The 25106-nt window shown below is 69.0% G+C and carries 23 protein-coding genes, 1 pseudogene and 1 riboswitch; of the genes and pseudogenes, 10 read left to right on the top strand and 14 right to left on the bottom strand.

Going from position 1 to position 25106, the window contains the following annotated elements:
* A pseudogene (locus tag NFU04_RS12865) lies at positions 1 to 128 on the top strand (IS481 family transposase); the annotation flags it as partial.
* A gap of 7 nt (positions 129 to 135) precedes the next feature.
* A complete protein-coding gene (gene nfi, locus NFU04_RS12860) occupies positions 136 to 777 on the top strand; it encodes a deoxyribonuclease V (protein ID WP_251309869.1) in 642 nt (213 codons plus the stop codon).
* 154 nt (positions 778 to 931) lie between these two features.
* Here nfi and NFU04_RS12855 read toward each other — a convergent pair whose 3' ends face one another.
* Positions 932 to 1816, bottom strand: a complete 885-nt coding sequence (locus NFU04_RS12855) for an aldo/keto reductase (protein ID WP_251309866.1) — start codon at positions 1814 to 1816, stop codon at positions 932 to 934.
* 126 nt (positions 1817 to 1942) lie between these two features.
* On the opposite strand from NFU04_RS12855, the gene NFU04_RS12850 reads away from it, so the two are divergent.
* The gene (locus NFU04_RS12850) at positions 1943 to 2491 is read left to right on the top strand and encodes a DUF1415 domain-containing protein (protein ID WP_251309865.1); all 549 of its coding nucleotides are present in this window, start codon (positions 1943 to 1945) and stop codon (positions 2489 to 2491) included.
* A 100-nt stretch (positions 2492 to 2591) separates the two neighbouring features.
* Here the strand turns inward: NFU04_RS12850 and NFU04_RS12845 are convergent, their stop codons facing one another.
* Together NFU04_RS12845 and NFU04_RS12840 are read right to left on the bottom strand one after the other, a co-directional pair.
* Positions 2592 to 3281, bottom strand: coding sequence for a gamma-glutamyl-gamma-aminobutyrate hydrolase family protein (locus tag NFU04_RS12845; protein WP_251309864.1), 690 nt, complete (start codon positions 3279 to 3281; stop codon positions 2592 to 2594).
* A complete protein-coding gene (locus NFU04_RS12840) occupies positions 3278 to 4282 on the bottom strand; it encodes an amidoligase family protein (protein ID WP_251309863.1) in 1005 nt (334 codons plus the stop codon). The genes NFU04_RS12845 and NFU04_RS12840 overlap by 4 nt, the downstream gene beginning before the upstream one ends.
* A 138-nt stretch (positions 4283 to 4420) precedes the next feature.
* On the opposite strand from NFU04_RS12840, the gene NFU04_RS12835 reads away from it, so the two are divergent.
* The gene (locus NFU04_RS12835; RefSeq protein ID WP_251309862.1) at positions 4421 to 6718 is read left to right on the top strand and encodes a mechanosensitive ion channel domain-containing protein; all 2298 of its coding nucleotides are present in this window, start codon (positions 4421 to 4423) and stop codon (positions 6716 to 6718) included.
* Here NFU04_RS12835 and NFU04_RS12830 read toward each other — a convergent pair.
* Positions 6715 to 7131 (bottom strand): hypothetical protein, encoded by a 417-nt coding sequence (locus tag NFU04_RS12830; protein ID WP_251309861.1) that lies wholly within the window; start codon positions 7129 to 7131, stop codon positions 6715 to 6717. The two genes, NFU04_RS12835 and NFU04_RS12830, sit on opposite strands and share 4 nt — an antisense overlap.
* Positions 7131 to 8072 (bottom strand): J domain-containing protein, encoded by a 942-nt coding sequence (locus NFU04_RS12825; protein ID WP_251309860.1) that lies wholly within the window; start codon positions 8070 to 8072, stop codon positions 7131 to 7133. The genes NFU04_RS12830 and NFU04_RS12825 overlap by 1 nt, the downstream gene beginning before the upstream one ends.
* A gap of 117 nt (positions 8073 to 8189) precedes the next feature.
* On the opposite strand from NFU04_RS12825, the gene NFU04_RS12820 reads away from it, so the two are divergent.
* Positions 8190 to 9605 (top strand): hypothetical protein, encoded by a 1416-nt coding sequence (locus NFU04_RS12820; protein ID WP_251309859.1) that lies wholly within the window; start codon positions 8190 to 8192, stop codon positions 9603 to 9605.
* A 43-nt stretch (positions 9606 to 9648) separates the two neighbouring features.
* A complete protein-coding gene (locus NFU04_RS12815) occupies positions 9649 to 10065 on the top strand; it encodes a glutaredoxin family protein (protein ID WP_251309858.1) in 417 nt (138 codons plus the stop codon).
* A gap of 66 nt (positions 10066 to 10131) precedes the next feature.
* Here the strand turns inward: NFU04_RS12815 and NFU04_RS12810 are convergent, their stop codons facing one another.
* Genes NFU04_RS12810 through rbsK form a run of 6 tightly spaced genes read right to left on the bottom strand, consistent with a single transcriptional unit; the run spans position 10132 to position 17389 of the window.
* Entirely contained in the window at positions 10132 to 11397 is a 1266-nt protein-coding gene (locus NFU04_RS12810) for a NupC/NupG family nucleoside CNT transporter (RefSeq protein ID WP_251309857.1), read from the bottom strand.
* Between the two features lie 43 nt (positions 11398 to 11440).
* Positions 11441 to 12256 (bottom strand): outer membrane protein OmpK, encoded by an 816-nt coding sequence (locus NFU04_RS12805; protein WP_251309856.1) that lies wholly within the window; start codon positions 12254 to 12256, stop codon positions 11441 to 11443.
* Positions 12257 to 12283: 27 nt separating this feature from the next.
* The gene (tal, locus tag NFU04_RS12800) at positions 12284 to 13351 is read right to left on the bottom strand and encodes a transaldolase (RefSeq protein ID WP_251309855.1); all 1068 of its coding nucleotides are present in this window, start codon (positions 13349 to 13351) and stop codon (positions 12284 to 12286) included.
* Positions 13348 to 15372, bottom strand: a complete 2025-nt coding sequence (gene tkt, locus NFU04_RS12795; protein ID WP_251309854.1) for a transketolase — start codon at positions 15370 to 15372, stop codon at positions 13348 to 13350. Before tkt ends, tal begins: the two co-directional genes overlap by 4 nt.
* 59 nt (positions 15373 to 15431) lie before the next feature.
* Positions 15432 to 16427 (bottom strand): nucleoside hydrolase, encoded by a 996-nt coding sequence (locus NFU04_RS12790; protein WP_251309853.1) that lies wholly within the window; start codon positions 16425 to 16427, stop codon positions 15432 to 15434.
* Positions 16428 to 16438: 11 nt separating this feature from the next.
* Entirely contained in the window at positions 16439 to 17389 is a 951-nt protein-coding gene (gene rbsK, locus NFU04_RS12785) for a ribokinase (RefSeq protein ID WP_251309852.1), read from the bottom strand.
* 461 nt (positions 17390 to 17850) lie between these two features.
* Between rbsK and NFU04_RS12780 the strand changes: the two genes are divergently transcribed.
* Both NFU04_RS12780 and gfa read left to right on the top strand, forming a co-directional pair.
* Positions 17851 to 18858, top strand: coding sequence for a substrate-binding domain-containing protein (locus tag NFU04_RS12780; RefSeq protein WP_251309851.1), 1008 nt, complete (start codon positions 17851 to 17853; stop codon positions 18856 to 18858).
* A gap of 54 nt (positions 18859 to 18912) precedes the next feature.
* Positions 18913 to 19491 (top strand): S-(hydroxymethyl)glutathione synthase, encoded by a 579-nt coding sequence (gfa, locus tag NFU04_RS12775; RefSeq protein WP_251309850.1) that lies wholly within the window; start codon positions 18913 to 18915, stop codon positions 19489 to 19491.
* 52 nt (positions 19492 to 19543) lie between these two features.
* Here the strand turns inward: gfa and NFU04_RS12770 are convergent, their stop codons facing one another.
* Positions 19544 to 20146: a class I SAM-dependent methyltransferase gene (locus NFU04_RS12770; RefSeq protein ID WP_251309849.1), complete on the bottom strand. Its 603-nt coding sequence runs from the start codon at positions 20144 to 20146 to the stop codon at positions 19544 to 19546.
* A 212-nt stretch (positions 20147 to 20358) separates the two neighbouring features.
* Here NFU04_RS12770 and NFU04_RS12765 point away from each other — a divergent pair, with 212 nt between their 5' ends.
* Entirely contained in the window at positions 20359 to 21039 is a 681-nt protein-coding gene (locus NFU04_RS12765) for a CBS domain-containing protein (protein ID WP_251309848.1), read from the top strand.
* 68 nt (positions 21040 to 21107) lie between these two features.
* Here the strand turns inward: NFU04_RS12765 and NFU04_RS12760 are convergent, their stop codons facing one another.
* Entirely contained in the window at positions 21108 to 22229 is a 1122-nt protein-coding gene (locus tag NFU04_RS12760; protein ID WP_251309847.1) for an aminotransferase class V-fold PLP-dependent enzyme, read from the bottom strand.
* A 207-nt stretch (positions 22230 to 22436) separates the two neighbouring features.
* Here NFU04_RS12760 and NFU04_RS12755 point away from each other — a divergent pair, with 207 nt between their 5' ends.
* On the top strand, positions 22437 to 22967 hold the full coding sequence (locus NFU04_RS12755; RefSeq protein WP_251309846.1) for a porin family protein: 531 nt from the start codon (positions 22437 to 22439) through the stop codon (positions 22965 to 22967).
* Positions 22968 to 23024: 57 nt separating this feature from the next.
* On the opposite strand, the gene thiC is transcribed toward NFU04_RS12755, so the two are convergent.
* Positions 23025 to 24914: a phosphomethylpyrimidine synthase ThiC gene (gene thiC, locus NFU04_RS12750; RefSeq protein WP_251309845.1), complete on the bottom strand. Its 1890-nt coding sequence runs from the start codon at positions 24912 to 24914 to the stop codon at positions 23025 to 23027.
* Between the two features lie 78 nt (positions 24915 to 24992).
* Positions 24993 to 25105: riboswitch (TPP riboswitch) on the bottom strand.
* Position 25106: the final 1 nt, after the last annotated feature.

Here is a 25106-nt window from a genome sequence, read left to right as displayed (position 1 = left end):
GGGGCCGGTATCTGCTGGTTTGGCTTCACCAGTACAACTGGCATCGACCGCATGCCAGCTTGGATTACCATCCTCCGGTTAGCCGGCTAGGTCTTTCCGTGAACAACCTGGTGGGTTTACACACCTAGCCAGGCCATCGCCCTGCAGCGGGAGTTGGCGCGGCGGGTCGAGCGCCGCGATCGCCTGGACCCGGTGAGCCATATCGCCGGCGTCGATATCGGTTTCGAAGCGCAAGGCACCATCACCCGGGCCGCGGTGGTGGTACTGGCCTGGTCCCCCGAGGCGCCATCGTCGGGGCCGACGCTGGTCGAGCGGGTCGTCCACCGGGAGCCCACCCGCTGGCCCTATATTCCCGGCCTGCTCTCCTTTCGCGAGGTGCCCGCCGCGCTCGGCACCTTCGCCCGCCTGACGCTTCGTCCGCAACTGGTGATGGTGGACGGTCAGGGCATCGCCCATCCGCGCCGCCTCGGCGTGGCCTCCCACCTGGGACTGTGGCTCGACCTACCGACCATCGGCGTGGCCAAGTCGCGGCTCTGCGGTCGCCATCAGGAGGTCGGGCCCGAGCGCGGCGACTGGACGCCGCTGCGAGATGGCGACGAGCCGCTCGGCGTGGTGCTGCGCTCCCGGGCCGGCGTCAAGCCGATCTACGTCTCCCCGGGGCACCGCCTGGGGATCGAGTCGGCTCGGGAGTGGGTGGTGCGTTGCCTGGGCAAGACCAAGCTTCCCGAGCCCACCCGTTTGGCGGATCGCCTCGCCTCCCGGCGGGGCGATCTCTGACCTCCTGTTCTCAAGGCTTTGTCCGAAAAGTCGGCGAGCGAAGGTTAGACAAGGCAAAAATTGGCGAAAAGACGGAGTTTACGGGGTGTAAATGAGTACTTTGAGCCGATTTTTAACGCCGTATAGCCGAGCGCAGCCAGTTTTCGGGCATAGCCTAGACGATATCCAGTGGTAACTTGCGCGTCGGCGCCGGGAAGGCCGCCTCCAGGCGCGCCAGGCTCGCGTCGTCGAGCGGGATATCCAGCGCCTTGGCGTTCTGTTCCACATGTTCCGGCTGGACCGCCTTGGGGATGGCGATCACCTCGCGCTGCTCCGCCTGGGCGCGAATCGCCCAGGCCAGCAGCACCTGGGCGGGAGTGGCGCCCAGTTCGCCGGCGACCTCCAGCAGGGCCGGTTGGCCGAGCAGGTCGCGACGCAGGCGGCCGGCCTGGGCCAGGGGGCAGTAGGCCATCAGTGGCATGCCCCGTTCGCGCATCCAGGGACGCAGGGCGTAGTCGATGCCCCGGGAGCCCAGGTGGTAGAGCACCTGGTTGACGGCACAGGCCTCGCCGCCGGGCAGGCCATGAAAGGCGGCCAGCTCGTCCACATCGAAATTGGAGACCCCGAAGCGACGGATCTTGCCCGCCTCCTGCAGCCGCTGGAAGGCCTCCAGGGTCTCTTCCAGGGGAATCGAACCGGGCCAGTGCAGCAGGTAGAGGTCCAGGTGGTCGGTGCCGAGGCGTCGGAGGCTACGCTCGCAGGCGGCGATGGCGCTATCGCGGCCGGCGTTCCAGGGGTAGACCTTGGAGACCAGGAAGGCCCGGTCGCGGCGGCCCACCAGCGCCTCGCCCACCACCTCTTCGGCGCCGCCTTCCGCATACATTTCGGCGGTATCGATCAGCGACAGGCCCAGCTCCAGGCCCTGCTGCAGGGCGCGCACCTCGTCGCGGCGCGGGGCCAGCCCCTCGCCCATAAACCAGGTGCCCTGGCCGATGGCGGGCAGGTCGACGGCGGCCTGGCCGGCGGTGGCGGGCAGGGTGACATGGGGACGTACGCTCATCGGGGCCTCCGGAATTCGCTATGTAATCGTGGAATGCATTTCTATAAATATGCTCGACCAGGCGGGGGCGGAATGCAAGATACGCTAGGGGTATACTGCCAGGCCAATTGCCAGCCGAGCCCTGCCATGACCGCTACTGACGCCTGCCTCGCCGCCACCCGCACCTGGGTGGAGACCTTCGTGGTCGCCGAGAACCTCTGTCCCTTCGCCGGACGCGAGGTGCAGCGCGGCAGCATCGACTACCGGGTGATCGATGGCAGCGACTGGCCCCGGGCCCTGGCGGCCTTGATCGCCGCCTGCCGTGAGCTCGAGGCGACGGAGGCGATCGAGACCTGCCTGCTGGTGATCCCCGAGGGGCTTGAGGCCTTCGACGACTACCTGGATTTCCTCGAGCTGGCCGAGACGCTGATGACGGATCAGGGCTACGAAGGCATCTTCCAGCTGGCCAGCTTCCATCCCGACTACTGCTTCGCCGATGCCGAGCCGGAGGATCCCGCCAACTACACCAACCGCTCCCCCTGGCCGATGCTGCATCTGCTGCGCGAGGCGAGCCTGGAGCGGGCCCTGGCTGCCTACCCGGATCCCGAGGCGATTCCCCAGCGCAATATGGACCGGCTCCGGGAGATCGGCGACGAGCCGCTGGCCCGCGCCCTGGCGGCCCTGCGCGACAAATAGGGGGAGGGGAGACCTAGGACGGCTCAGGTCTGTGCCTGCCAGGCCTGCTGGCTTGGAGAGAGCGGCGGCCTGACGCCACTTAGGCGAGACATGGGACGGCTCAGGTCTGCGCCTGCCAGGCCTGCTGATGACGGCGGGCGGCATCCACCAGGGCGCGAATCAGCCGCTGCTGGGGGCGATTGAAGATCAGCCACTCCGGATGCCACTGCACGCCGATCAGGAAATCGTGGCGGGCGGATTCGATGCCCTGCACCAGCCCCTCGCGGTCCCGGGCGACGATCTCGATGCCCTGGCCGGCCCGCTGCACCGCCTGATGGTGCAGGCTATTGATGCGACACCAGCTCACCCCGAGGATGCGATGCAGCTGACTGCCGCCGACGATATCCACCGTCTTGCGGGGCAGCACGGTGCGCCGCCGCTTGAGGCCCTGGTGGGTGGTGTAGATATCGCCATCCAGGGTGCCGCCCAGATAGACATTGATCATCTGGGCGCCCCGGCAGATGCCCAGTACCGGGCAGTCCCGGGGAATGAAGCGCGCCAGCAGCGCCAGCTCCAGCTCGTCCCGCTGGGGGTCGACCCGCACGTCCAGCTGCATCTCGCCGCCATAGAGGTGCGCCTCGATATCGTCGCCGCCGCCGATGATCAGGCCATCCAGGGCCTCGGGCACCGGCCGCGACGGCGACAGGCGCAGCGGCCGCCCGCCGTGGCGCCATACCGCCAGCCAGTCGAAGAACCAGGCGATGCGGCTCTTGTGATCCGAGGTGGTGATGCCGATGCGCGGTCGGGTCATTCGTCCATCCAGCCGCGCAGCTTGTCGAGCCAGCGGGTCATCGGCGATTGACGGTGATGGGCCACGTAGGCGGCGGCACGTTCGATCAGCAGGGGCGGATCGGCGGCCAGGCGCTCCACCTCCAGCCAGCGATTCCACTCCACCACGGCCCCCCAGCCGGGGCGCGATAGCTGGGCATTGGGCAGCCGGTAGTGGAAGGTGGGGCGCGGCTTGACCAGGTCGTCGGCGAGCAGCGGGCTGGGGTGTCCGGGGCAGAGGTGGGCGAAGAGCGGGAAGAGGTCCAGCTCGCGGTTGCGGGTGGGATTATCCACCAGGTAGTCGTCGATCAGGGTGGTCAGGTCCGGCGAGTAGTCCGGATCGAGCACCTTGAGGGCATACTCCTTGGGGAAGGGGTTGGCATGGGGCAGCACCTCCCGGGTGATATCGATATCGATATCCCGGCGCAGCCACTCCGCCAGCAGCAGGTAGGCACGCAGATGCGCCAGCAGGCCGGTCACCGAGGTATCGGCCAGCTCCGGGTTGAGGTGCAGGCCGAAACCGTAGAGCAGGCTGGCGTCGGTACCCTTGGCCCCATGGTCGCGGAGCCCCTCGAAGAGGGCGTCCAGCTCGCCCAGTTCCGGCCAGGGCACCGGCGGGCAGACCACCTCGGTGGGCACCAGCCCCGCCACCACGTCGCCGATCAGCTCCCGGGTACGGCAGTGCAGGTCGAGGCGCAGCTCATGGCGTAGCCGCTCCCACTCGCCGTTGCCCGCGGGGGCGCGGTCGGTGACCCGGGCATCGGGGTGGGCATACTTGGCGTCCAGCTCGAGGGTGAAATCGCCCCAGCGGGCGCCTTCCACCTTGAGGCGATGGGGGCTGACCGGCCGCGCCCTGCCACCGAAGCGCTCGATCACCACTTCGGCGGCCTGGGCCGGCGCGATGCCGGCAAACTCGATCTCCACCCCGATGCGGCGGGGGTGACCCTCGGGGTTGGTGGCGCAGGGGGGCGCTTGCGGTTCCATGCGCTGACTCCTGGTGGCCTCACGGGGTTGGAGTCCCGAGACTAGCATAGTCCCCGGCGCGGTATGCACCCGGGGTGGTTTTCCCCGGGCGGCGGCTCCATTACTCTTGCCGCATTCCCCCTTGATTCGGAGTCACTCATGCCCCGTCCCCTGCCGATGCCTGTGTCGTTGCCGCTGCTGGGGGTCTGGCTGCTGTGCCTGGTGCTGTCGTCGCTGGCCGGGCCGGCCCAGGGGCAGGGGCTGAGCCTGCCGGGGCTCGCCGGCGAGAGCGAGGGGGCCACGACCAGCGACCCGGAGGCGCTGCGGCGCTCCCTGGACGAGGTGATCGCGACCCTGGAGGACGGCCAGCGCCGCGATGACCTGGTGGCACGGCTCAAGGAGCTGCGCGCGGCCACCACCCGGTTGGACGGTCCGGCCGGCGAGCTGCCCCGCCAGGGGTTGCTGGGGGCCCTGGCGGATACCTTCAGCGACCTGGGCGATCAGGCCGAGTCGGGGCAGTCGCCCCTCGACGCCTGGCAGCGCCAGCTGGCCCAGGCCGCCGAGGAAGCCGGCGAGCTGGCCCGCCAGTCGAGCCATGCCCAGATGGCACGCTTCGCCCTCGAGGCGGCGGTCCTGCTGGCGGTCTGGCTGTCGCTGCTCAGCCTGCTGATAGCCCTGGGCCGCTGGCTGACCCGGCGCCGCGGGCTGCCGGCGGCCCTGCCCAGGGAGCCCAAGGCCTGGCTGGTGGGGGTGCATTTCCTGCGCCGGGTCCTGCCCTGGCTGCTGGCCTTCCTGATGACCCTGGCCCTGGGCCAGTCGCTGGCCCCCAATCCGGGGCGTGACCTGGTCCTGGTGGTGGCCTATGTGGCCCTCTGCGGGCGCCTGGTGGCGGCGGTCTGGGAGGCGCTGATCTCGGTGTTTACCCGCGGGCATCGTTTCGTCGCCGTGCGGCAGCTGCGCCAACGCAGCCCGCGCCGCCTGTTCGTGATCGGCGCCCTGGTGGCCCTGGCCGATGCCCTCGACTCGGCGCGGCTGATCACCCTGGTGGGCGGTGATCTGGCGAGTTTCCTCTCGGTGGTGGCCAATGCCCTGGCGGCGCTGCTCAGCGGCCTCTTCGTGGTGCGCTTCAAGCGTCCCATCAAGCACCTGATCCGCAACCGCCCCTACCATCAGCGCCGCGAGGGCAAGACCATCCTGGAACTGGTCCGGGTGCTGGGCGGCCTCTGGCATATTCCGGCGCTGCTGATGGTGGGGGCCTCGCTGCTGGCGATCTTCGTCTCGGCGGGGGATGCCGGGGGCGCCCTGACCCGCGCCCTGGCCAATGCCTTGCTGCTGATCCTGACCCTGGTGGTCGCCAGCCTGATCCGTCGCCACGGCGCGACGGTGACCCGGCGCAAGCGCATCTCCCAGTATCGCCGGCGGCTGGAGCGCTTCGGCTATGCCCTGGCGCATATCCTCTGCTGGCTGACCTTCGCCGAGCTCTCCCTGCAGGTCTGGGGGACCTCGCTGATCGGCTTCGGCGGCGAGGCGGTGGCCAGCGCGCGGATCGGCAAGGCGCTGCTGGCCATCGGCTTCACGGTGCTGCTGGCCTGGCTGGCGTGGATCTTCGCCGATACCGCCATCCAGCGTGCCCTGACCAGCTCGGCCCGGGCCCGCGGGCGGCGGGTCAACCAGGCCCGCGCCCAGACCATCACCCCGATGATCCGCAATATCATCTTCGCCGCCATCGTGATCATCGCCGCCATCGTCGGCCTGGCCAACCTGGGGGTCAACGTGACCCCGCTGCTGGCCGGTGCCGGGGTCATCGGCCTGGCCATCGGCTTCGGGGCCCAGACCCTGGTGCAGGACCTGATCACCGGGATCTTTATCCTGATCGAGGACTCCCTGGCGGTGGATGACTTCGTCAGGATCAACAGCCACATGGGCACCGTGGAGGGGCTGACCCTGCGCACCGTGCGGCTGCGCGACCTGGATGGCGTGGTGCATATCATCACCTTCAGTCGCATCGACTCCATTCACAACATGTCGCGGCAGTTCGGCACCGCGCTGATGAAGATCCGCATTCCCCACGACATGAAGATCGATGACGCCATCTCCCTGATGCAGGAGACCGCTCAGGCGCTGCGCCAGGACCCGGTGATGCGCCACCATATCTGGTCGCCGCTGGAGATGCAGGGCATCCAGGCCTTCGAGGAGGGGTGTCCGGTGCTGCGCATGCGCTTCCGTACCGCCCCGGAGATGCAGTGGGACGTGGCCCGGGCCTTCAACCTGCTGCTCAAGCAGCGCATGGAGGCCATGGGCGTCGACCTGGCCATGCCGCGCCTCAATATCAGCATGGAAGGACGCGGGGGCGGCCCGTTGCCGGCGCACGCCGAGGCGATGCATGGGGTCGATCCCCCGGGGCAGGCGCCGGGGGCGGCGGGTGGCGGCGACGCCGCCCCGGATCCCGGGCGCTAGGCCAGTAGCCAGTGGCAGGCGGCGGCGCCGGCCACGAGGCCGAGCAGGAAGAGGCCGAGCCCCAGGGCCGGGGCCCGCCAGCGGCGCCAGCGATCGTGGGCCAGGGCAGCGCGGCTCAGGCGCCGCATCAGGGCCTCGTGGTGGGAGCCGGCCAGGTCGGCGGGGCAGGAGAAGTCGTCGGCCAGGCCATCCCGCCAGTGGGCGCCATGGGTCAGGCCGAGGCGTGCCCGCAGCCGGCCGATATCGCCGAGGGTGGCGTGGAGGGCGTCGTACTCCCGGCGATGCTCGGCCACGCTCAGTGCCGCCTCGGCGTCGCGCCGCAGGGTGCGGTGCTCGCAGGCCTCGAGGGCCCGGCCCAGGGCCTCGCTATCGCTGTCCGGCGTCACCCCCAGGCGACGGTAGAGATCACGCATCAGGAGACCTCCCGCATCAGAAAATCGTAGGCCTGCTTGATGCGCTGGAAGCGTCGCGAGGCGCTGGCCATCACCGCCTCGCCCTCGGCATGGAAGCGATCCGGGTGGTGAGCCTGGGCCAGGCGGCGATAGGCGCGGCGAATCTCCTGGCGGCTGGCGCCGTCGGAGAGTCCCAGCACCCGGAGGGCGCGGCTCTGGCGTCCGGGGGGCGGCTGGTGCCGGCGTCGCTCTTGCCATTCCCGCTCGCGTTGTCGCCGCTCCCGTTCCTCTCGGTGGCGGCGTGCCTCGTCGTCTTGCCGGCGTTGCTCCTGGCGGCGCCGCTCTTCCTGGTGGCCCCAGCGCCTCTCGCCGTCCTCGCTTCGCCTGCGCCTGGCCTCGTCCCCTTGCCCGCGCTTAGCATCGCGCTGTTTCTCCTCCCTCGCCCGGGCCTGCGCCTCGGCCTGGCGGCGGGCCTCCTCCTGGCGCGCGCGCTCCTCGAAGCGGGGCTGCCAGTAGGCGTGGCGGCTAGGGTCGTCGGGCTCCTGCAGCGGGCGCTGGCTGGTGGCTTCGAAGAGGGCGGCGAACTCCTGAGGGGGGACCCCCAGCAGGTCGGCGAGAAAGCGCAGCACATGATGGTTGGCCGGGCTCGGCTCGCCCTGGCCGGCGGCCAGGGCGATGGCCAGGCGCAGGAAGGGATAGCCGCCCCGGGCCTCCCGTTGCAGTACCTCGGCGGCCAGCTGGATGGCGTCCAGGTCCTGGGCGGCGGCGATCTCCAGCAGTGGTTCCAGGGCATGGCCGTGGCGAAAGTCCCGGGTCAGGCTCGCCAGCCGAGCGCGCTGGGTCTCGCCCACCGGTCCCTGGTTGACCAGCACCCAGCCCAGCAGCAGCAGGGCGGCGGTGTCGGCCTGATGGCGGCTGGTGAGTAGTAGCCGCTCGAAGGGCGTGAAGCGGGCGATGGACATAACGGGCTCCGGGGCATGGGCTGGGACGGCTCGCCTGGCGACATATCGGCGGCGGGGCGGCAAACTTGAATCGTCCCCCTGTGATATAAAGGGAAGATCGGGGCGGAGGGCAAGTCATTGATCACGCTGGAGCGCAGGGACGGGTTTCATCTCAAGCTGTCACGGGTGCTGCGGGAGTCCACCTCCCACAAGCTCGACCTCTACCTCTTCGTGCCCGCCGAGCTGGACCTCTCCGCCGAGGTGATCTCGGAGCAGGCCTTCTACCATCACGCCATTCACCTCAGCCGTACCTACTACAGCGACCGCCATCAGCTGCCCCTGGTGCATAGCCGCCTGGCGCGACGCGGCGAGCCGGACAGCGACCAGTATCGCCTCAGCCTGAGCCTCTATGCCTACCAGTATGTGGTGGCCCTGGAGCGCTCGGTGCGCGAGTTGCGCGCTTATCTCCGGAGATCCCGGGGCGACAAGCGCCGGGAGGCGAGGCATGAGGAGGCCGCGGCGCTGGAGGCGCGTGTCGAGGAGGTGCTGGCCCTGGCCCTGGATATCCTCAAGCGGCTGCGGCGCAGCGTGCCGGAGCGCGAGAGCCTGCTCAAGTACTACACCAATATCGACAACTACCTCTCCTGGTTCACCGAGCAGCGGCTGCTGGAGCTGCTCGCCCAGTTGCCCCGGGAAGCGGACTATGCCGGCGTGCGCCGGCGCCTGGTGGCGCTCTGTCGGGCGGAGGCGGCGCACCGGGAGGCGGAGGAGTACAACTCGCCGCGGGTGGTGGAGGACCCTACCCGCCTGTCCAACAAGATGCGCCTGCTGCGGCGCCTGATCGAGTACCCCCTGACCCTGCGCCAGCGCACCCAGGAGCTGGGCGGCGGAGAGCAGAAGGCGGTCAAGGCCCTGGCCACGGCGGTGGTGATGATCTTCGTCTCCCTGGGCCTGCTCCAGGCCCGGGAGTCCCTGGGCGATATCACCCTGCTCTTCGTGCTGGCGATGGCGGCGATCTACGCCCTGCGCGAGGTGTTCAAGGACGACCTGCGCAATACCCTGTGGCGACTCCTGCGCAAGGGGCGCCCCAAGTGGCGGCGCCAGTACCTGGATCCCACCAGTCAAGCGCTGGTGGGGCGGCAGCTGGAGTGGTGCGACTACCAGCGCTACGCCAAGCTGGATGAGCCGATCAAGTGGGCGCGCAAGCGCAACCTGGCCCAGCGGGAGGAGGTGGTGCTGCACTACCGCTCCAGCTCGCGGCTGTCGCCGACCCGCTTCCTGAGCGGTTACGAGCAGGTGCGCGAGACCCTGACCCTCGACCTGAGCCTGGTGGCACGGCTGATGGACAAGGCCAGCCACCTGGTCTATCGCCTGGAGGGCGAGGAGGTGAGTCGCGAGCGGGTGGAGCGTCGCCACCTGATCAACCTGGTGACCCGGGAGCGCCGCGGCGACGGCGAGGCGGTGATCCAGCGCTGGAAGGTGGTGATGAATCGCTCGCGGATCGTCGATATCGAGGAGGTGGCGGTGGCCCCCCGACAAGAGCGGGGGCAATAGGGTATGCTGGCGCGCTAGCTTTCCCCATCATCACGAGGATGCCATGCGAGTGCTGATTCGCTATTTCTTTCGCACCCTGCGCCTGCTGCTGACGCCGCCGATGCTGCTGGCCGAGAAACTCTCCACCCCCAAGGCGGCGGTACCTCGCAGCGACGAGGCCCAGGCCGAGGTGGATCGCCAGTGTCGGTCGCTGGCGCTCTACCAGTTCCGCGCCTGCCCCTTCTGCGTCAAGGTGCGCAAGGAGATGGCGCGCCTGGGACTGACCATCGAGCGGCGCGATGCCCAGCGCGATGCCGACCATCGCCAGGCGCTCGAGGCCGGGGGCGGGCGGGTCAAGGTGCCCTGCCTGCGTATCGAGCAGGCCGACGGCCGTGTCGAGTGGCTCTACGAGTCCGACGCGATCAACGCCTGGTTGCGCGAGCGCTTCGCCACGAATGAGGCCATGCCCCAGCAGGGCTGACGCGGCCTGCGGTTCCCGAACGCCCCCGGCGGATTCGTTTCGCCGGGGGCGTCGTCGTTTCGGGGACTACGCCAGGGCCAGGAAGAAGCCGGCGATGGAGGCCGACATCAGGTTGGAGAGGGTGCCGGCGAGCACCGCCTTGAGGCCGAGGCGGGCGATATCGTGGCGGCGGCTGGGAGCGATGCTGCCCAGGCCGCCCAGCAGGATGGCCACCGAGGCCAGGTTAGCGAAGCCGCACAGGGCGAAGGAGAGGATCGCCACCGTATGCGGGGTCATCGCCTCGCCGGTGGCCGCCACCAGCTGCTCGCCCGAGATATAGGGCGCCAGATTGACATAAGCCACGAACTCGTTAACCACCAGCTTCTGGCCGAGGAAGGAGCCGGCCAGCGTCGCCTCCTCCCAGGGCACGCCGAGGAGGAAGGCCAGCGGCGCGAAGAGCCAGCCGAGCAGCAGCTCCAGGCTCAGCGACTCCATGCCCAGCCAGCCACCGAGGCCGCCCAGCACGCCGTTGATCAGGGCGATCAGGCCGATAAAGGCGATCAGCATGGCGCCCACATTGGCGGCCAGCTTGAGCCCCGAGGCGGCTCCGGCCGCGGCGGCGTCGAGCACATTGCTGGGGTGGTCCTCCTCCTCCTCGAGGCGCGCCTCGACGGCGGAGACGCTGTCCTCCGGTGCCTGGGTCTCGGGCAGGATCAGCTTGGCGAACAAGAGCCCGCCCGGGGCGGCCATAAAGGAGGCGGCCACCAGGTACTCCATGGGAATGCCCAGGGCCGCATAGCCGGCCAGCACCGAGCCGGCCACCGAGGCCAGGCCGCCGCTCATCACCGCGAACAGTTGCGACGGGGTCATCCGCGCGATAAAGGGACGCACCACCAGGGGCGCCTCGGTCTGGCCGACGAAGATATTGGCGGTGGCCGACAGCGACTCGGTGCGCGAGGTGCCCAGCACCCGTTGCAGGGCACCGCCCAGCAGGCGAATCACCCACTGCATGATGCCCAGGTGGTAGAGCACGGCGATCAACGAGGAGAAGAAGACGATTACCGGCAGCACCTTGATGGCGAACACGAAGCCGACCCCGCTGGGGTCGGCCAGGCCGCCGAACAGGAAGTCGATGCCGTCGTTGGCATACAGCACCACCTGGCTGACGGCGCCGGAAACGGCGGCGAGCATCGCCTGGCCGGCGGGCACATAGAGCACGAAGGCGCCGATGCCGGCCTGGATGGCGAAGGCGCCGCCCACGGTGCGCAGGCGGATGGCGCGGCGATGGGAGGAGAAGATCAGGGCGATGGCGATCAGGCTCGCCATGCCGACAAGGCTCATGGTGATTGTCATTGGAGTTCCTTCATGATCCGGGCTGTCGGGGCGCCGGGCGCCCTCACAGGAGGTTGAACTTGAGGGTGTAGATCATGGCGTTCTGGTAGGCGTCGGGGGTGCCCAGCTTGTCTTGGGCGTAGCGGTACTGCACCCCGGTGGTGAGGCGTTCATGGGGGTGCCACCAGAGGCTCACCGCGCCGTTGGTGCCGACGGAGCCGGCCGCCTCGCCGACATAGTTCTGGGCGAGGTAGGCAGCGTCCCGGTCGAAGGTCTGCTCGTGCCACTGGGTGAGGCTGAAATCCTGGCCGAAGGCCTGGAAGTCGTAGCCGGCGACCCAGCCGGCCATATAGCCGTTGCTGCCATCGAAGCCGCCGCTGCCGCTTTCGACCCAGGCCCTGGCGAGAAACGGCTTGATCCACAGGCCATTGGCGAAGGTATGGCGGTAGCCCAGGCCGAGGACCCGGTCCTGCTCCTCCACCTCGAAACCGTAGTCGCGGAAGTCGTAGACATGGGCATAGAGGGAAAAGGGCGAGTCGCCCAGGTAGAGGTGAGAGGTGACCTTGAAGGCGCTGCGGCGGTTGTCGCGTCCGTCCTCCTCCAGGCTGTCGTTGTGCGGGTTCTCGAGGTCGTAGAAACCGTAGAACTCGCCCCAGGAGAAGCCGGCGCCCCCTTCGGCCTCGAGGTAGAAGAAGTCGCCCTTGGCGGCGTTGTCGGCGGTGCGAGCCTCGGTGCCGTCGGACCAGTCCAGGTAGTTGAGCGAGACGTTGGCGAAGGACCAGACGGGTGACAGGGTATCGGCCTGGAGGCCGGTGGGCAGCAGCAGGGCGCCGCCGAGCAGGGCCGGCAGCAGGCGACGGGAAGCGTGGGAAAGAGGCATCTTGTTCTCCTTGTCGGGGTAAGGGGCTCAGGCGACTCGCTCGAGCAGGGCATCGAAGGCATGGTCGAAGGCGGCCAGGCCTTCCTGTTGCAGGACCTCGCCCTCGGCGTCGAGGTCGATGCCCAGCGTGGCCAGCTCGGCGAGCCGCCGGTGGGCGGTGTCGAGGTCCCGGGTCAGGGTCGCGGCGGCCTCGCCGTGGTCGGCGAAGGCCTCGAGGGTCGCCGCCGGCACGGTGTTGACGGTGTCGGGGCCGATCAGCTCCTCCACGTAGCGCACGTCGGAGTAGGCCGGGTCCTTGGTGCCGGTGCTGGCCCACAGGCAGCTCGGGGGCCGGGCGCCGGCGGCGCGGAGGGCGGCGAAGTCGTCGCCGCCGAATACTTCCTTCCAGCGGGCATAGCCGGCCCTGGCGGAGGCGATGGCGATGCCGCCGCGCAGCGCCGGGGCGACTTCCGCCAGGCGCGGATCGAGGCGGGTATCAACCCGGCTGAGGAAGACGCTGGCCACGCCGCGCAGGCCGGCCACCGGGAGTCCCGCGGCGTGGCGGGCGGCGAGGCCCTCGCGGAAGGCGGCGAAGACGGCGTCGAGCTGGCGCGGCGAGAAGATCAGGGTGACGTTGATATTGATCCCGGCGGCGACGGCGTCGCGGATCGCCGGCAGGCAGGCTCGGGTCGCCGGGATCTTGATCATGGCGTTGGGGCGGTCGATATCCGCCCACAGCCGGCGGGCCTCGGCCAGGGTGGCGTCGGCGTCCTGGGCCAGGCGCGGCGAGACCTCGAAGCTGACATAGCCCTTGTCACCTCGCGATTCGTCGTAGCGGGGGCGCAACAGGTCGCAGGCCTCGCGGATATCGGGCAGCACCAGGGCCTCGAAGCGTCGCTCCGGGTCCGGCTCCTCGGTGCGCAGCCGGGCCAGGTCCTCCTGGTAGAGCGGGTCCTCGGCGATGGCCTGCTGGAAGATCGCCGGGTTGGAGGTGACTCCGGCGATGGCGTCCTCCTCGATCAGGCGGCGCAGTCGGCCGCCGCGCAGCCACTGGCGCGACAGCTGGTCCAGCCAGACCTGCTGGCCGAAATCGGCGATACGACGTAGACGACTCATGATGAGACCTCCTGGTGGGGGAGAGTGGATGTCAATAGCTGGCGCGCCCTTTGGGTCACGGCGTCGGCGGTAATGCCGAAGTGGGCATAGAGGGCGTCGGCCGGGGCCGATTCGCCGAAGGTGTCGAGCCCCACGACATCGCCCTCGAGGCCCACATATTTGCGCCAGTAGTCGGTCACGCCGGCCTCCACGGCCAGGCGGGGGACCCGCGGAGGCAGCACCGCGTCGCGATAGTCGCGGTCCTGGCGATCGAAGGCGAAGGTTGAGGGCATGGAGACGACGCGCACCTGGATGCCATCGGCGGCCAGGCGCTCCTGGGCCTGGATCGCCAGCTCGACCTCCGAGCCGGTGGCGATCAGCACGATATCCGGCGTTCCGCTTTCGTACCGGAGCACATAGCCGCCGCGGCGGATCGCGGTCAGTTGCTCGGCATCGCGGGGCTGGGCGGTCAGCGCCTGGCGGCTGAGGATCAGGCTGGTGGGGGTGGCGGTGTGCTCGAGGGCGACCCGCCAGGCCACCTGGGTCTCGACGGCGTCGCAGGGGCGCCAGACGTCCATGTTGGGCATCAGGCGGAGGGTGGCGGTCTGCTCCACCGGCTGGTGGGTGGGGCCGTCTTCGCCGAGGCCGATGGAGTCGTGGGTGAAGACGAAGATCGGGTTGATCTTCATCAGGGCGGCCATGCGCAGGGCGTTGCGGGCGTATTCGGAGAACATCAGGAAGGTGCCGCCGAAGGCGCGCAGGCCGCCATGGAGGCACAGGCCGTTCATGACGGCGGCCATGCCGAACTCGCGCACGCCATAGTGCAGGTAGTTGCCCCCGCCATCACGGGTGATCGCTTTGGCCTGATCCCATAGCGTCAGGTTGGAGCCCGCCAGGTCGGCCGAACCGCCGACGAGCTCCGGCAGTTGCGGGGCGAAGGCCTGGATGGCCTGCTGGCTGGCCTGGCGGGTGGCGAGCCGCTCCGCACGCTCGGCCACGGCCTCGAGGTGGCGCTGCGCCCGCACCGCGAAGTCGTCCGGTAGGGCGCCGTCGAGGCGGCGCTCGAAGTCCGCGGCGGCCTGCGGATAAGCCTCGGCATAGCGGGCGAACAGTGCCTGCCAGGCGGCCTCGTCCCGGGCGCCGCGTTCCCGGGCGCTCCATTCGGCGGCGACGGCCTCGGGGATCTCGAAGGGCCCGTGGGGCCAGCCCAGGGCCTCGCGGGCGGCCTGGATCTCCGTGTCACCGAGCGGCGCGCCGTGGCTTTCGTGGCTGCCCTGCTTGGTGGGGGCGCCTTTGCCGATCAGCGTCCGGCAGCCGATCAGGGTGGGGCGGTCGTCGGTCTTGGCCCGGGCGATGGCGGCCTCCACCGCGGCGACGTCATGACCGTCGACGGTGGCGATCACCTGCCAGCCGTAGGCCGCGAAGCGCTGCGCGGTATCGTCGGTGAACCAGCCCTCGACCTCGCCGTCGATGGAGATGCCGTTGTCATCGTAGAGGACGATCAGCTTGCCGAGCCCCAGGGTGCCGGCCAGGGAGGCGGCCTCGTGGCTGATGCCTTCCATCAGGCAGCCATCGCCCACGAACGCATAGGTGTGGTGGTCGACGATGGCCAGGCCGTCGCGGTTGAACTCCTCGGCCAGCAGCTTCTCGGCGAGCGCCAGGCCCACCGCGTTGGCCAGGCCCTGGCCGAGCGGGCCGGTGGTGGTCTCGACGCCGGGGGTATAGCCGAGCTCCGGGTGCCCCGGGGTGCGGCTGTGCAGCTGCCGGAAGGCGGCGAGGTCGTCGGCGGAGAGGTCGTAGCCGGTCAGGTGCAGCAGGGCATAGAGCAGCATGGAGCCGTGGCCGTTGCTGAGCACGAAGCGGTCGCGGTTCGGCCAGTCGGGGTTGGCCGGGTTGTGGCGCAGATGGCGATGCCACAGGGCGACGGCGATCTCGGCCATGCCCATGGGCATGCCGGGGTGGCCGGAGCCGGCGCGCTGCACGGCGTCCATGGACAGGGCGCGCAGCGCGTTGGCGAGGGTGTCGGTATCGGGTGTTGTCATTATGGGGGTCGTCCAGCGTTGAAGGTTCTTGTCGGGGAAAGCGAGCTCCTGCGTGGCCGTCAGGCCGGATCGACCGGGGCCGATTCCGCGTCGATAAAGGTCTCCTTAAAGAGTGCCAGCAGGCGCTCGGCGTCGACGGCCACGCAGGCCTGCTGGGAGGGCAGGCCGTCCCAGTCGCCGGGGGGAAAGTCCCGGTCGTCGGGACGCTGCAGGGTCTGGCCCATGGCGATGCCGGTGGTCACCGCCCTCACCGGGCCCCGGCGTACCTCGAACAGGCTCGGTTCGATCACGTAGGCCACGGCGCTGGAGTCGTGGACATAGCAGCCGTCGATGGCCTCCCGGGCCGAGTAGAAGTCGACGTAGTGGCGGGAGATCTGCCACATGAAGGCGCCATCCTCGCCGCCCCGCTCGCGCAGTTGGGCGAAGTCGGCGTTGCTCATCAGCACCCGGTGGGTCACGTCCAGGCCCACCGCGGTGACCGGCCAGGGAGCGGTGAAGACCAGGTCGGCGGCCAGGGCGTCGCCGTGGATATTGGCCTCCGCCGCCGGGGTGACATTGCCGCCCTGGCCGTCGACGCCGAAGGCGCCGCCCATGATCACCACTGCCTTGACCAGCTCGGCGATCGCCGGGTCCTCCTTGAGGGCCAGGGCCAGGTTGGTCAATGGCCCCACCGCGATCAGGGTCACCTCGCCGGGGTGAGCGCGAACGGTATCGATGATCCAGCGATAGGCGGGACGCGGGTCCGGCTCGCGGCTGGGCGTGAAGCTCAGGCCGACGTTGCCCAGGCCGTCGTCGCCGTGAACCATGGCCGGCGATGCCGACTTGGCCATCGCCAGGGGTTCCCGGGCACCGCGGGCGACGGGCGCCTCGATAGCGAAGCGCTCGGCCAGGTAGCAGGCGTTGCGGGTGGTGGTGTCGATGTCGGCATTGCCATGCACGGTGGTGATGCCGAGCAGCTCGATGGCCGGGTGACGATGCAGGAAGAGCAGCGCCATGGCGTCGTCGACGCCCGGGTCGGTATCGAAGATCACCTTGTGAGCGGGGGCGGAGGTCATGGACATTCTCCTCAGGAGGTGACGAGGGGGAGTTCGTGGCGATGGGGGATCGCCGCCTGGGCACCGGGGCGGGTGACGGCGATGGCGGCGGCGGCCTGGCCTTCCTGGAGTGCCGTGGTCACTTCGGCGCCGCGGGCCAGGGCCGCGGCGAAGGCGCCGACGAAGGTGTCGCCGGCGCCGGTGGTATCCACCGCCGCTACCGGCCGGGCTGGGGCGTGGTGGCGTCCCGATTCGAGGCCCGCCACCACGCCCTGGGCGCCCAGGGTGATCAGCACCCGGCGACAGCCCAGGGCCTGCAGCCGGGCGATGGCCCGGGCCGCCTGGTCGGGGTCGGTCACGGGGCAGCCGCTAAGGGCCTCGGCCTCGCTCTCGTTGACCACCAGCCAGTCGACCAGGGCCAGCAGGTCGCCGGGCAGCGCCATGGCCGGGGCGGCGTTGAGCAGGGTGGTGGCGCCATGGGCCCGGGCGCGCTTGAAGGTGTGACGCACCGTCTCGAGCGGCACTTCCAGTTGGCAGACCACCAGCTTGGCCGCGGCCAGCAGGGCCTCGGCGGCGTCCACATCGTCGGGGGTGAGTTCGGCATTGCTGCCGGGGATCACCACGATGCTGTTCTGGCTGGCGTCATCGACCTGGATCATGGCCACGCCGGTTGCCCCGGCGGGGCTGGTGCGCACGGCCTGGTGGCGGATGCCTTCGCGAGAAAGGTTGTCGCGCAGGGCCCGGCCGTAGGCGTCATCGCCGAGGCGGCCGATCATCGCCGTGGTGGCGCCGAGGCGTGCCGCGGCCACGGCCTGGTTGGCGCCCTTGCCGCCGGGGGTGGTGGCGAAGCCGTGGCCGAGCAGGGTCTCGCCGGGGACCGGGTGGCGCGGCGTGCGTACCACCAGGTCCATGTTCAGGCTGCCGACGACGACCACCTCGGGGGCGGTGCTGCTTGAGGGGGTGAGGGGCATAGTGAGTGTCACCGTGTTGATCCTGGGAGTTGGCGGAAAGACACCGAGTCCTGGGGCCGGAGGGCAGGCAGCCGCGGGTCGCCGGCGGGGGCGGAGCGGGAAGATGCCGAAGCGGGGGCGCCGCGAGTGCCGGGGCGGATAGCATGGTCGGCGCGGGGCGAGTATCGGTGCCGGCCACAGGCAGGTGATGCGTGGGCTGCCATGGGGTTACCTCAGGACTTGTGGTTGTTTTCTGCCTACCCTAGGCAAATAAAAACGTTTGCGCAATCGTTTTCTTTGCTCCGGTTCGCTAGCCTGTCGATAGGGGGAAGGCACCGCCAGCCGGGCGTCTGCGGCGATTTCGGCAGGTGGCTTAATCACAAAATCAAGGGGTTATATTGTGTGGCACTGGGCGATGGCGGCCCGGATCGCGTATCCTGAGCGTCCCGCCCGGGACGATGGGCATTTCACGAGCGCACTGGCGGAGGCTGGCAATGGTGACGATTACCGATGTGGCGAAGGCGGCGGGGGTCTCGGTCTCCACCGTTTCCCATGTGGTGAACGGCACCCGCTTCGTCAAGCCGGAGACCCGGGCCCGGGTGATGGCGGCCATCGAGCGCCTCGATTACACCCCCAGCAGCTCGGCGCAGTCGCTGAAGAAGAACGTCACCCATACCGTCGGCATGATCGTCACCAGTTCCACCAACCCCTACTTCGCCGAGGTGGTCTCCGGCGTGGAGGCGGCCCTCTATGCGGCGGGCTTCAACCTGATGCTGTGCAACTCCGGGCGCGATATCGACCGGCAGCGCAGCTATATCCGTACCCTCAAGGGCAAGCGCATCGATGGCCTGCTGGTGCTGGAGTCGGTGATCTCCGAGGAGTTCCTGGAACTGCTCACCGCCTGTCCCTTCCCGGTGGTGCTGATGGACAATGAGGCCCCGACGCTGACCAGCGTGGTCGACGACTCCGAGCAGGGCGGTTACCTGGCCACCCGTTACCTGATCGAGCAGGGTCACCGGGCCATTGGCTGCATCACCGGCCCCGCCGACCACTACCAGTCTCGGCAGCGCTATCGCGGCTTTCGCCGCGCCCTGGACGAGGCGGGGCTCGTCCTCGAGGAGGCCTGGGTCCAGGCCGGTAACCTCGAGGTGAGTGGCGGCGAGGCGGCCATCCAGGCCCTGGCCGCCGGGCCGCGGCGCCCCACGGCGCTGTTCGCCTTCAACGACCTGCTGGCCCTGGGGGCCATCGGCGAGGCGACGCGCCGGGGCTGGCGCGTACCCGAGACGCTGTCGATCATCGGCTACGACGATATCGAGATCGCCCGCCTGCTGACTCCCTCCCTGAGCACCCTGCGCCAGCAGACCGATCGCCTGTGTGGCGAGGCCTGCCGGCTGCTGACGGCGGCCATCGCCGCCAAGGCAGCGGTCACCGAGCATGTGCGCATCGCCCCCGAGCGGGTGATTCGCGACTCGGTGTGCGCGCCGCCGACGGATCTACACTGAGAGGTGTCGCGCCGGAAGGCATCGCCTTCCGGAATCCCTAGAGGAGGCGTCACCATGAACGATACCGTCAAGCTGCACCCGTCGGTGGATAACGGCATCACGCCGGCCGATCCGGCCTTCGACGGGGCCACCCTGCAGTGCCATTGCGAGGAAAATCCCGTGGTGGTGGCCATCCACGAGCAGTGCCAGCACAACCACCTATGCGGTTGCACCAAGTGCTGGAAGCCCTCGGGGGCGCTGTTCTCCCAGGTGGCGGTGGTGCCCCGGGCCAGCGTGCATGTCATCGCCCACCCGGAGAAGCTCGAGATCCTCGACCGCAAGGCGGTGATTCGCCGCCACGCCTGCACCGGCTGCGGAGTGCACCTGTTCGGGCGCATCGAGCAGAAGGACCACCCCTTCCATGGCCTCGACTTTATCCACCCGGAGCTCTCCCACCACGGCGGCTGGGCGCCGCCGAGCTTCGCCGCCTATGTCTCGTCGATCATCGAGGCCGGGGTCGATCCGGGGCGCATGCCGGTGATTCGCGAGCGCCTGCGCCGACTCGGCCTGGAGCCTTACGACTGCCTGTCGCCGACCCTGATGGATGCCATCGCGACGCATGTCGCCAAGGCCAGGGGCGAGCAGGCCGCCTGAGGAAGCGTCCCATCGGAGCCGGTGCGGTGACAGGGCCCTCGGGGGCGTCGGCTTAACGCCGGCAGGTATACAGATGAGCCGGCAGGATATTGAGCGGCTCGAAGCCCTTCTCCACTCGCGAGAAGAGCCGCCTGAGGTCGTCGCCCACCTTGGGGGAGAACTGGTAGATCAGCATGGCCCCGTCATCGGCCAGGGCCGCGTGGCTGTCGCCGAGGATACCCTCGCGACAGGCGGCGGGCATGGTGCTGAAGGGAATGCCGGCGAGGATATAGTCCGCCGGCGGCAGGCCCAGGCGGCTGAGCTCCGCCTGAATGGTCTCGGCGGAGCCGGCCACCAGCTGCAGGCGGGGGTCGGGGAGCGACTCGCCCAGGTAGGCGACGAACTCTGGGTTGGTCTCCAGGGCCAGCAGGGTGGCATCCGGGGACAGTCGCGCCAGGATCTCTCGAGTGATGGTGCCCACCCCGGGGCCGTACTCCACCACCACCCGGGCGCGTGCCCAGTCCACCGGGGCCAGCAGGCGCCGGACCAGGAAGGGCGAGCTGGGGATGATCGAGCCGAGCATGCGTGGATGCTTGAAGAAATTGCTGGCGAACAGCGAGAGCTGGGCGCGTCGGGAGGGAGCCTGCATGCGACTGGGGCGGTCGGGCACCGTCATGGGAGCACTCCTGGGGTGGCGGCTATGACTCCACTCTAGGAGGCCGCCGGTGTTAACGCGAATTGGCCGCCAGGGCGCGCCATACGCAGGCGAGTCTCGACCGCTTGTCCTGGATCAAACCCGGCGTACCGCCGCTCTGCTACATTCAGAAGATACCGATATGCCCCGGGGGGTATTCCAGGCCTCCCGGGCACAGCCGACGAGGGAATGCTATGCAAGCCGTGGATATCATGACGCCCAGTGTCGTCACCGTCGCCCCGGATACCCAGGTTCAGGAGGTGGCGCGCCTGTTGCTGGAGAACCATATCAGCGCGGTACCGGTGGTGGATGCCGAGCAGCGGGTGCTGGGGATCGTCAGCGAGGGCGACCTGCTGCGCCGCATCGAGGGCAGTGGCGAGCGCCCCCGGCACTGGCTGCGCGCCCTGTTCGAGACGCCGGCGAGCCCGCTGGACTATATCAAGTCCCATGGCCGTACCGCCGAGCAGGTGATGACCTCCCCGGTGATCGAGGTCGCCGGTGACATGCCCATCGACGATATCGCCCGGCTGCTGGAGAAACATCACATCAAGCGGGTGCCGGTCACCGAGAACGGGCGCCTGGTGGGCATCGTCAGTCGTGCCAACTTGCTGCGCGGCTTCTCGGTGGCGGGGCTGGAGGAGGGCGCCACAGTAGACGATCGGGCCATCCGTGATCGTCTCCACAAGGAGCTGGAAGAGACCCTCGGCCTGGGCCAGATCAATGTCATCGTGGTTCAGGGCGAGGTACAGCTGTGGGGCCTGGTGGACAGCAAGGAGCAGCGCAAGGCGGCCCAGGTGGCGGCGGAGGACATTCCCGGCGTCAAGCGGGTGGAGAACAACCTGGGCATGCTGCCCCGGGGCATCAACCGGGTCTGACGTCGTCGAGGCGAATAAGCGAAGGGGTGGCCACAGGCCACCCCTTCGTCGTTGGTGCGGGTCGGAGCCTAGTCCAGTTGGTCCAAGGCCGTCGCCAGTGTCGCCACGCTGCGCTCCACGTCGAGCAGCTTGTCGAGGCCGAAGAGGCCGATGCGGAAGGTCCGGAAGTCATCCCCCTCGTCACACTGCAGGGGCACCCCGGCGGCGACCTGCAGGCCGGCGGCCATGAACCTGGCGGCGATGCCGGCATCCTCGGTGTAGCTGACCACCACCCCGGGGGCGGCGAAGCCCTCGGCGGCCACGCTGGCGAAGCCCCGGGCCGCGAGCAGTTCGCGGACCCGGCGGCCGAGTTCCAGCTGGGCATCGCGAACCCGCGCGAAACCGACCCGCTCGGTCTCCTCCATGATATCGCGCAGGCGGCGCAAACCATCGGTGGGCAGGGTGGCATGGTAGGCATGGCCGCCCTGCTCGTAGGCCTGCATGATGGCGTGCCACTTGCCCAGATCCATGGCGAAGCTGCTGCTGGTGGTGGCCTCGAGGCGCTCGCGCCCCCGCGCCGAGAGCATCACCATGGCGCAGCAGGGCGAGCCGCTCCAGCCCTTCTGGGGGGCGCTGATCAGCACGTCGACCCCGGTGGCCTGCATATCCACCCAGAGGGTGCCGGAGGCGATGCAGTCCAGCACCAGCAGGCCGCCCACCGCATGCACCGCGTCGGCCAGGCGACGGATATAGTCGTCCGGCAGCAGCATGCCGGAGGCGGTCTCCACATGGGGGGCGAAGACCAGGGCCGGGCGTTCGGCGGCGATGCTGGCCTCCACCTCCTCGATGGGGGCGGGGGCGAAGGGGGCCTGGGCGCCCTCGCCCTGGCGGCGAGCCGGGTGCACCACCTCGCGGGCGGGGATATCGCCCATGGCGAAGATCTGACTCCAGCGGTAGCTGAACCAGCCGTTGCGGATCACCATCACCGTCTGGTCGGTGGCGAACTGACGGGCCACCGATTCCATGCCGAAGGTGCCGCTCCCCGGCACGATCACCGCCGCCTCGGCGGCATAGACCCGCTTGAGGGTAGCGGAGAGGTCGGTCATCACCGTCTGGAAGGCGCGGGACATATGATTGAGGGCGCGGTCGGTGTAGACCACCGAGTATTCCAGCAGACCATCGGGATCCACATCGGGCAGCAGGCCGGACATCGTTTTCTCCTGAGTCGTCGGGGAACTGCTAGCAAGGATATTCGCTCGCTAGGCTAACGGCCAGTGCAGGCCACTAGGCAGGCCGGGAAAGAGAGTCCGCTTCCGGTCAGCAGAGAAATGCCTGAAAACATTTCATTTGCGCCGGGGAGGCGTGGGACCCACACTTCATCAGGCGTTAAAAAACGCTGTTCTTTAATGGAGGTGGTCATGAGATTTCTTGTTGCCGCATCTACCGCCGCCTTGCTGGCGGCCGGGACCTTCGCCACCACGGCGCAAGCCAATCAGCATGGCTTCTATCCCCAGGGATACGTGGGGGGTGATGTCATGTTCTGGGAGCTGGACCCCGATGGGGCGAGCTCCGTCGACGATATTGGCCTGCGGCTGCGCGGGGGCATGCAGTTCAATGATTACTTCGCCGTGGAGGGGCACCTGGGTACCGGTGGCTCCGATACCGTACAGGGCGTCGAGTCCGAGCTCGATTATCTGGTCGGCGCCTTCGCCAAGGGCATCCTGCCGATTTCCCAGGAGTTCCGGCTCTATGGCCTGCTCGGCTACTCCGAGGTGGATATCGACCTGAACCCGGGAGGCAGCGACCGGGATGACGGCTTCTCCTATGGCGCCGGCGCCGAGTACGAGGTGGCCCCCAACCTCGCCGTGGGAGCCGATTACATTCGTTATCTCGACGAGTCCGAGGGCGACTTCGACGCCGCCAGCCTGGGGCTGCGCTACCGTTTCTGATGGGCTCGGTGTCATGCCCCATGGCCCCCGCCAGCCCGCTGGCGGGGGCCATGTCGTTTACACCTCCTGGTAGAGCTCGCTACCCGTGTGGCGGAACTTCTCCGCCTGCTCCTCCATGCCTTTCATGACCGCCTCCTGATCGCCGTCGAGGCCATGCTCGCTGGCGTAGTCGCGCACCTCCTGGCTGATCTTCATGGAGCAGAACTTGGGCCCGCACATGGAGCAGAAGTGGGCCACCTTGGCGGAGTCCTTGGGCAGGGTCTCGTCGTGGTACTCCCGGGCGGTGTCCGGGTCCAGGCCGAGGTTGAACTGGTCCTCCCAGCGGAACTCGAAGCGCGCCTTGGAGAGGGCGTTATCACGGCGCTGGGCGGCGGGATGCCCCTTGGCGAGGTCGGCGGCGTGGGCGGCGATCTTGTAGGTGATGATGCCGGTCTTGACGTCGTCCTTGTTGGGCAGGCCCAGGTGCTCCTTGGGGGTCACGTAGCAGAGCATGGCGCAGCCGTACCAGCCGATCATCGCCGCGCCGATGCCGGAGGTGATGTGGTCGTAGCCGGGGGCGATATCGGTGGTCAGCGGCCCCAGGGTGTAGAAGGGCGCCTCGTCGCACTCGCTGAGCTGCTTGTCCATGTTCTCCTTGATCAGGTGCATGGGCACGTGGCCGGGGCCCTCGATCATCACCTGGACGTCGTGCTTCCAGGCGATGCGGGTCAGCTCGCCCAGGGTCTCGAGCTCGGCGAACTGGGCCTCGTCGTTGGCGTCGGCCACCGAGCCGGGGCGCAGGCCGTCCCCCAGGGAGAAGGCGACGTCATACTGCTTGCAGATCTCGCAGATCTCCTCGAAGTGGGTATAGAGGAAGCTCTCCTGGTGGTGGTAGAGGCACCACTTGGCCATGATCGAGCCGCCCCGGGAGACGATGCCGGTGACCCGCTTGGCGGTCAGCGGCACATAGCGCAGCAGCACCCCGGCGTGGATGGTGAAGTAGTCCACGCCCTGCTCGGCCTGCTCGATCAGGGTGTCGCGGAACACCTCCCAGGTGAGGTCCTCGGCCACGCCCTTGACCTTCTCCAGGGCCTGGTAGATGGGCACGGTGCCGATCGGCACCGGGGCATTGCGGATGATCCACTCCCGGGTCTCGTGGATGTTCTGGCCGGTGGAGAGGTCCATGATGGTGTCGGCGCCCCAGCGGATGCCCCAGGTCATCTTGTCGACCTCTTCCTCGATGGAGGAGGTCACCGCGGAGTTGCCCAGGTTGCCGTTGATCTTCACCAGGAAGTTGCGGCCGATGATCATCGGCTCGGATTCCGGGTGGTTGATATTGTTGGGGATGATCGCCCGCCCCGCCGCGACCTCGGCACGCACGAATTCCGGGGTGATCTCCTCGGGCAGGCGGGCCCCGAAGCCCTGGCCGGGATGCTGATGGCCGAGGATACGCTCCACCTCCGCCGTGCCCAGCGCCTGGCGACGCTGATTCTCGCGAATGGCGATATATTCCATCTCGGGGGTGATGATGCCCTGGCGGGCGTAGTGGAGCTGGGTGACGTTCTTGCCGGGCTTGGCACGGCGCGGGGTGCGGGTCAGGTCGAAGCGCAGCTGGGCCAGGGTCGGGTCGTTGGCGCGACGCTTGCCGTACTCGCTGGTCGGGCCGTCGAGGAACTCGGTGTCGCCGCGCTCCTCGATCCAGGCGCGGCGCAGCTCGGGGAGCCCCTTTCGCAGGTCGATTTGGGCCTGCGGGTCGGTGTAGGGGCCGGAGGTGTCGTAGACCAGCAGCGGCGGGTTCTCTTCATCGGCGCCGGAGGTCTTGGTGGGCGAGAGGGCGATCTCGCGGAAGGGCACGCGGATATCCGGGCGCGAGCCTTCCACATAGACCTTGCGCGAGCCGGACAGCGGCTGGACGGCGGCGGCGTCGACCCGGGCGGTCTCGGCGAGGAAGTGGGCGGTCTTGCTCATGGTGTTCTCCCTAGGGTTGTCGGGGTCTTGTCAGGGAGGACAGCTGGGGAGGACAGGGGCGGTCGGGCAGGGGCGCCCGGCGGCGTGTCGCTTGATCCCTACGCTGGTCCTAGCCAGTTCAGGTTCAACGGGATCCATGCTCGAATGCTGCATGATCTCAGCCGTCATCAACGGCACCCCGTCAAGCGTGGT

It is taken from the genome of Halomonas sp. NCCP-2165, assembly GCF_023708045.1.
Lineage (GTDB): Bacteria > Pseudomonadota > Gammaproteobacteria > Pseudomonadales > Halomonadaceae > Bisbaumannia > Bisbaumannia pacifica.
The sequence above is the reverse complement of the archived record's forward strand: the minus strand, read 5'-3'. Positions and strand labels throughout refer to the sequence as shown.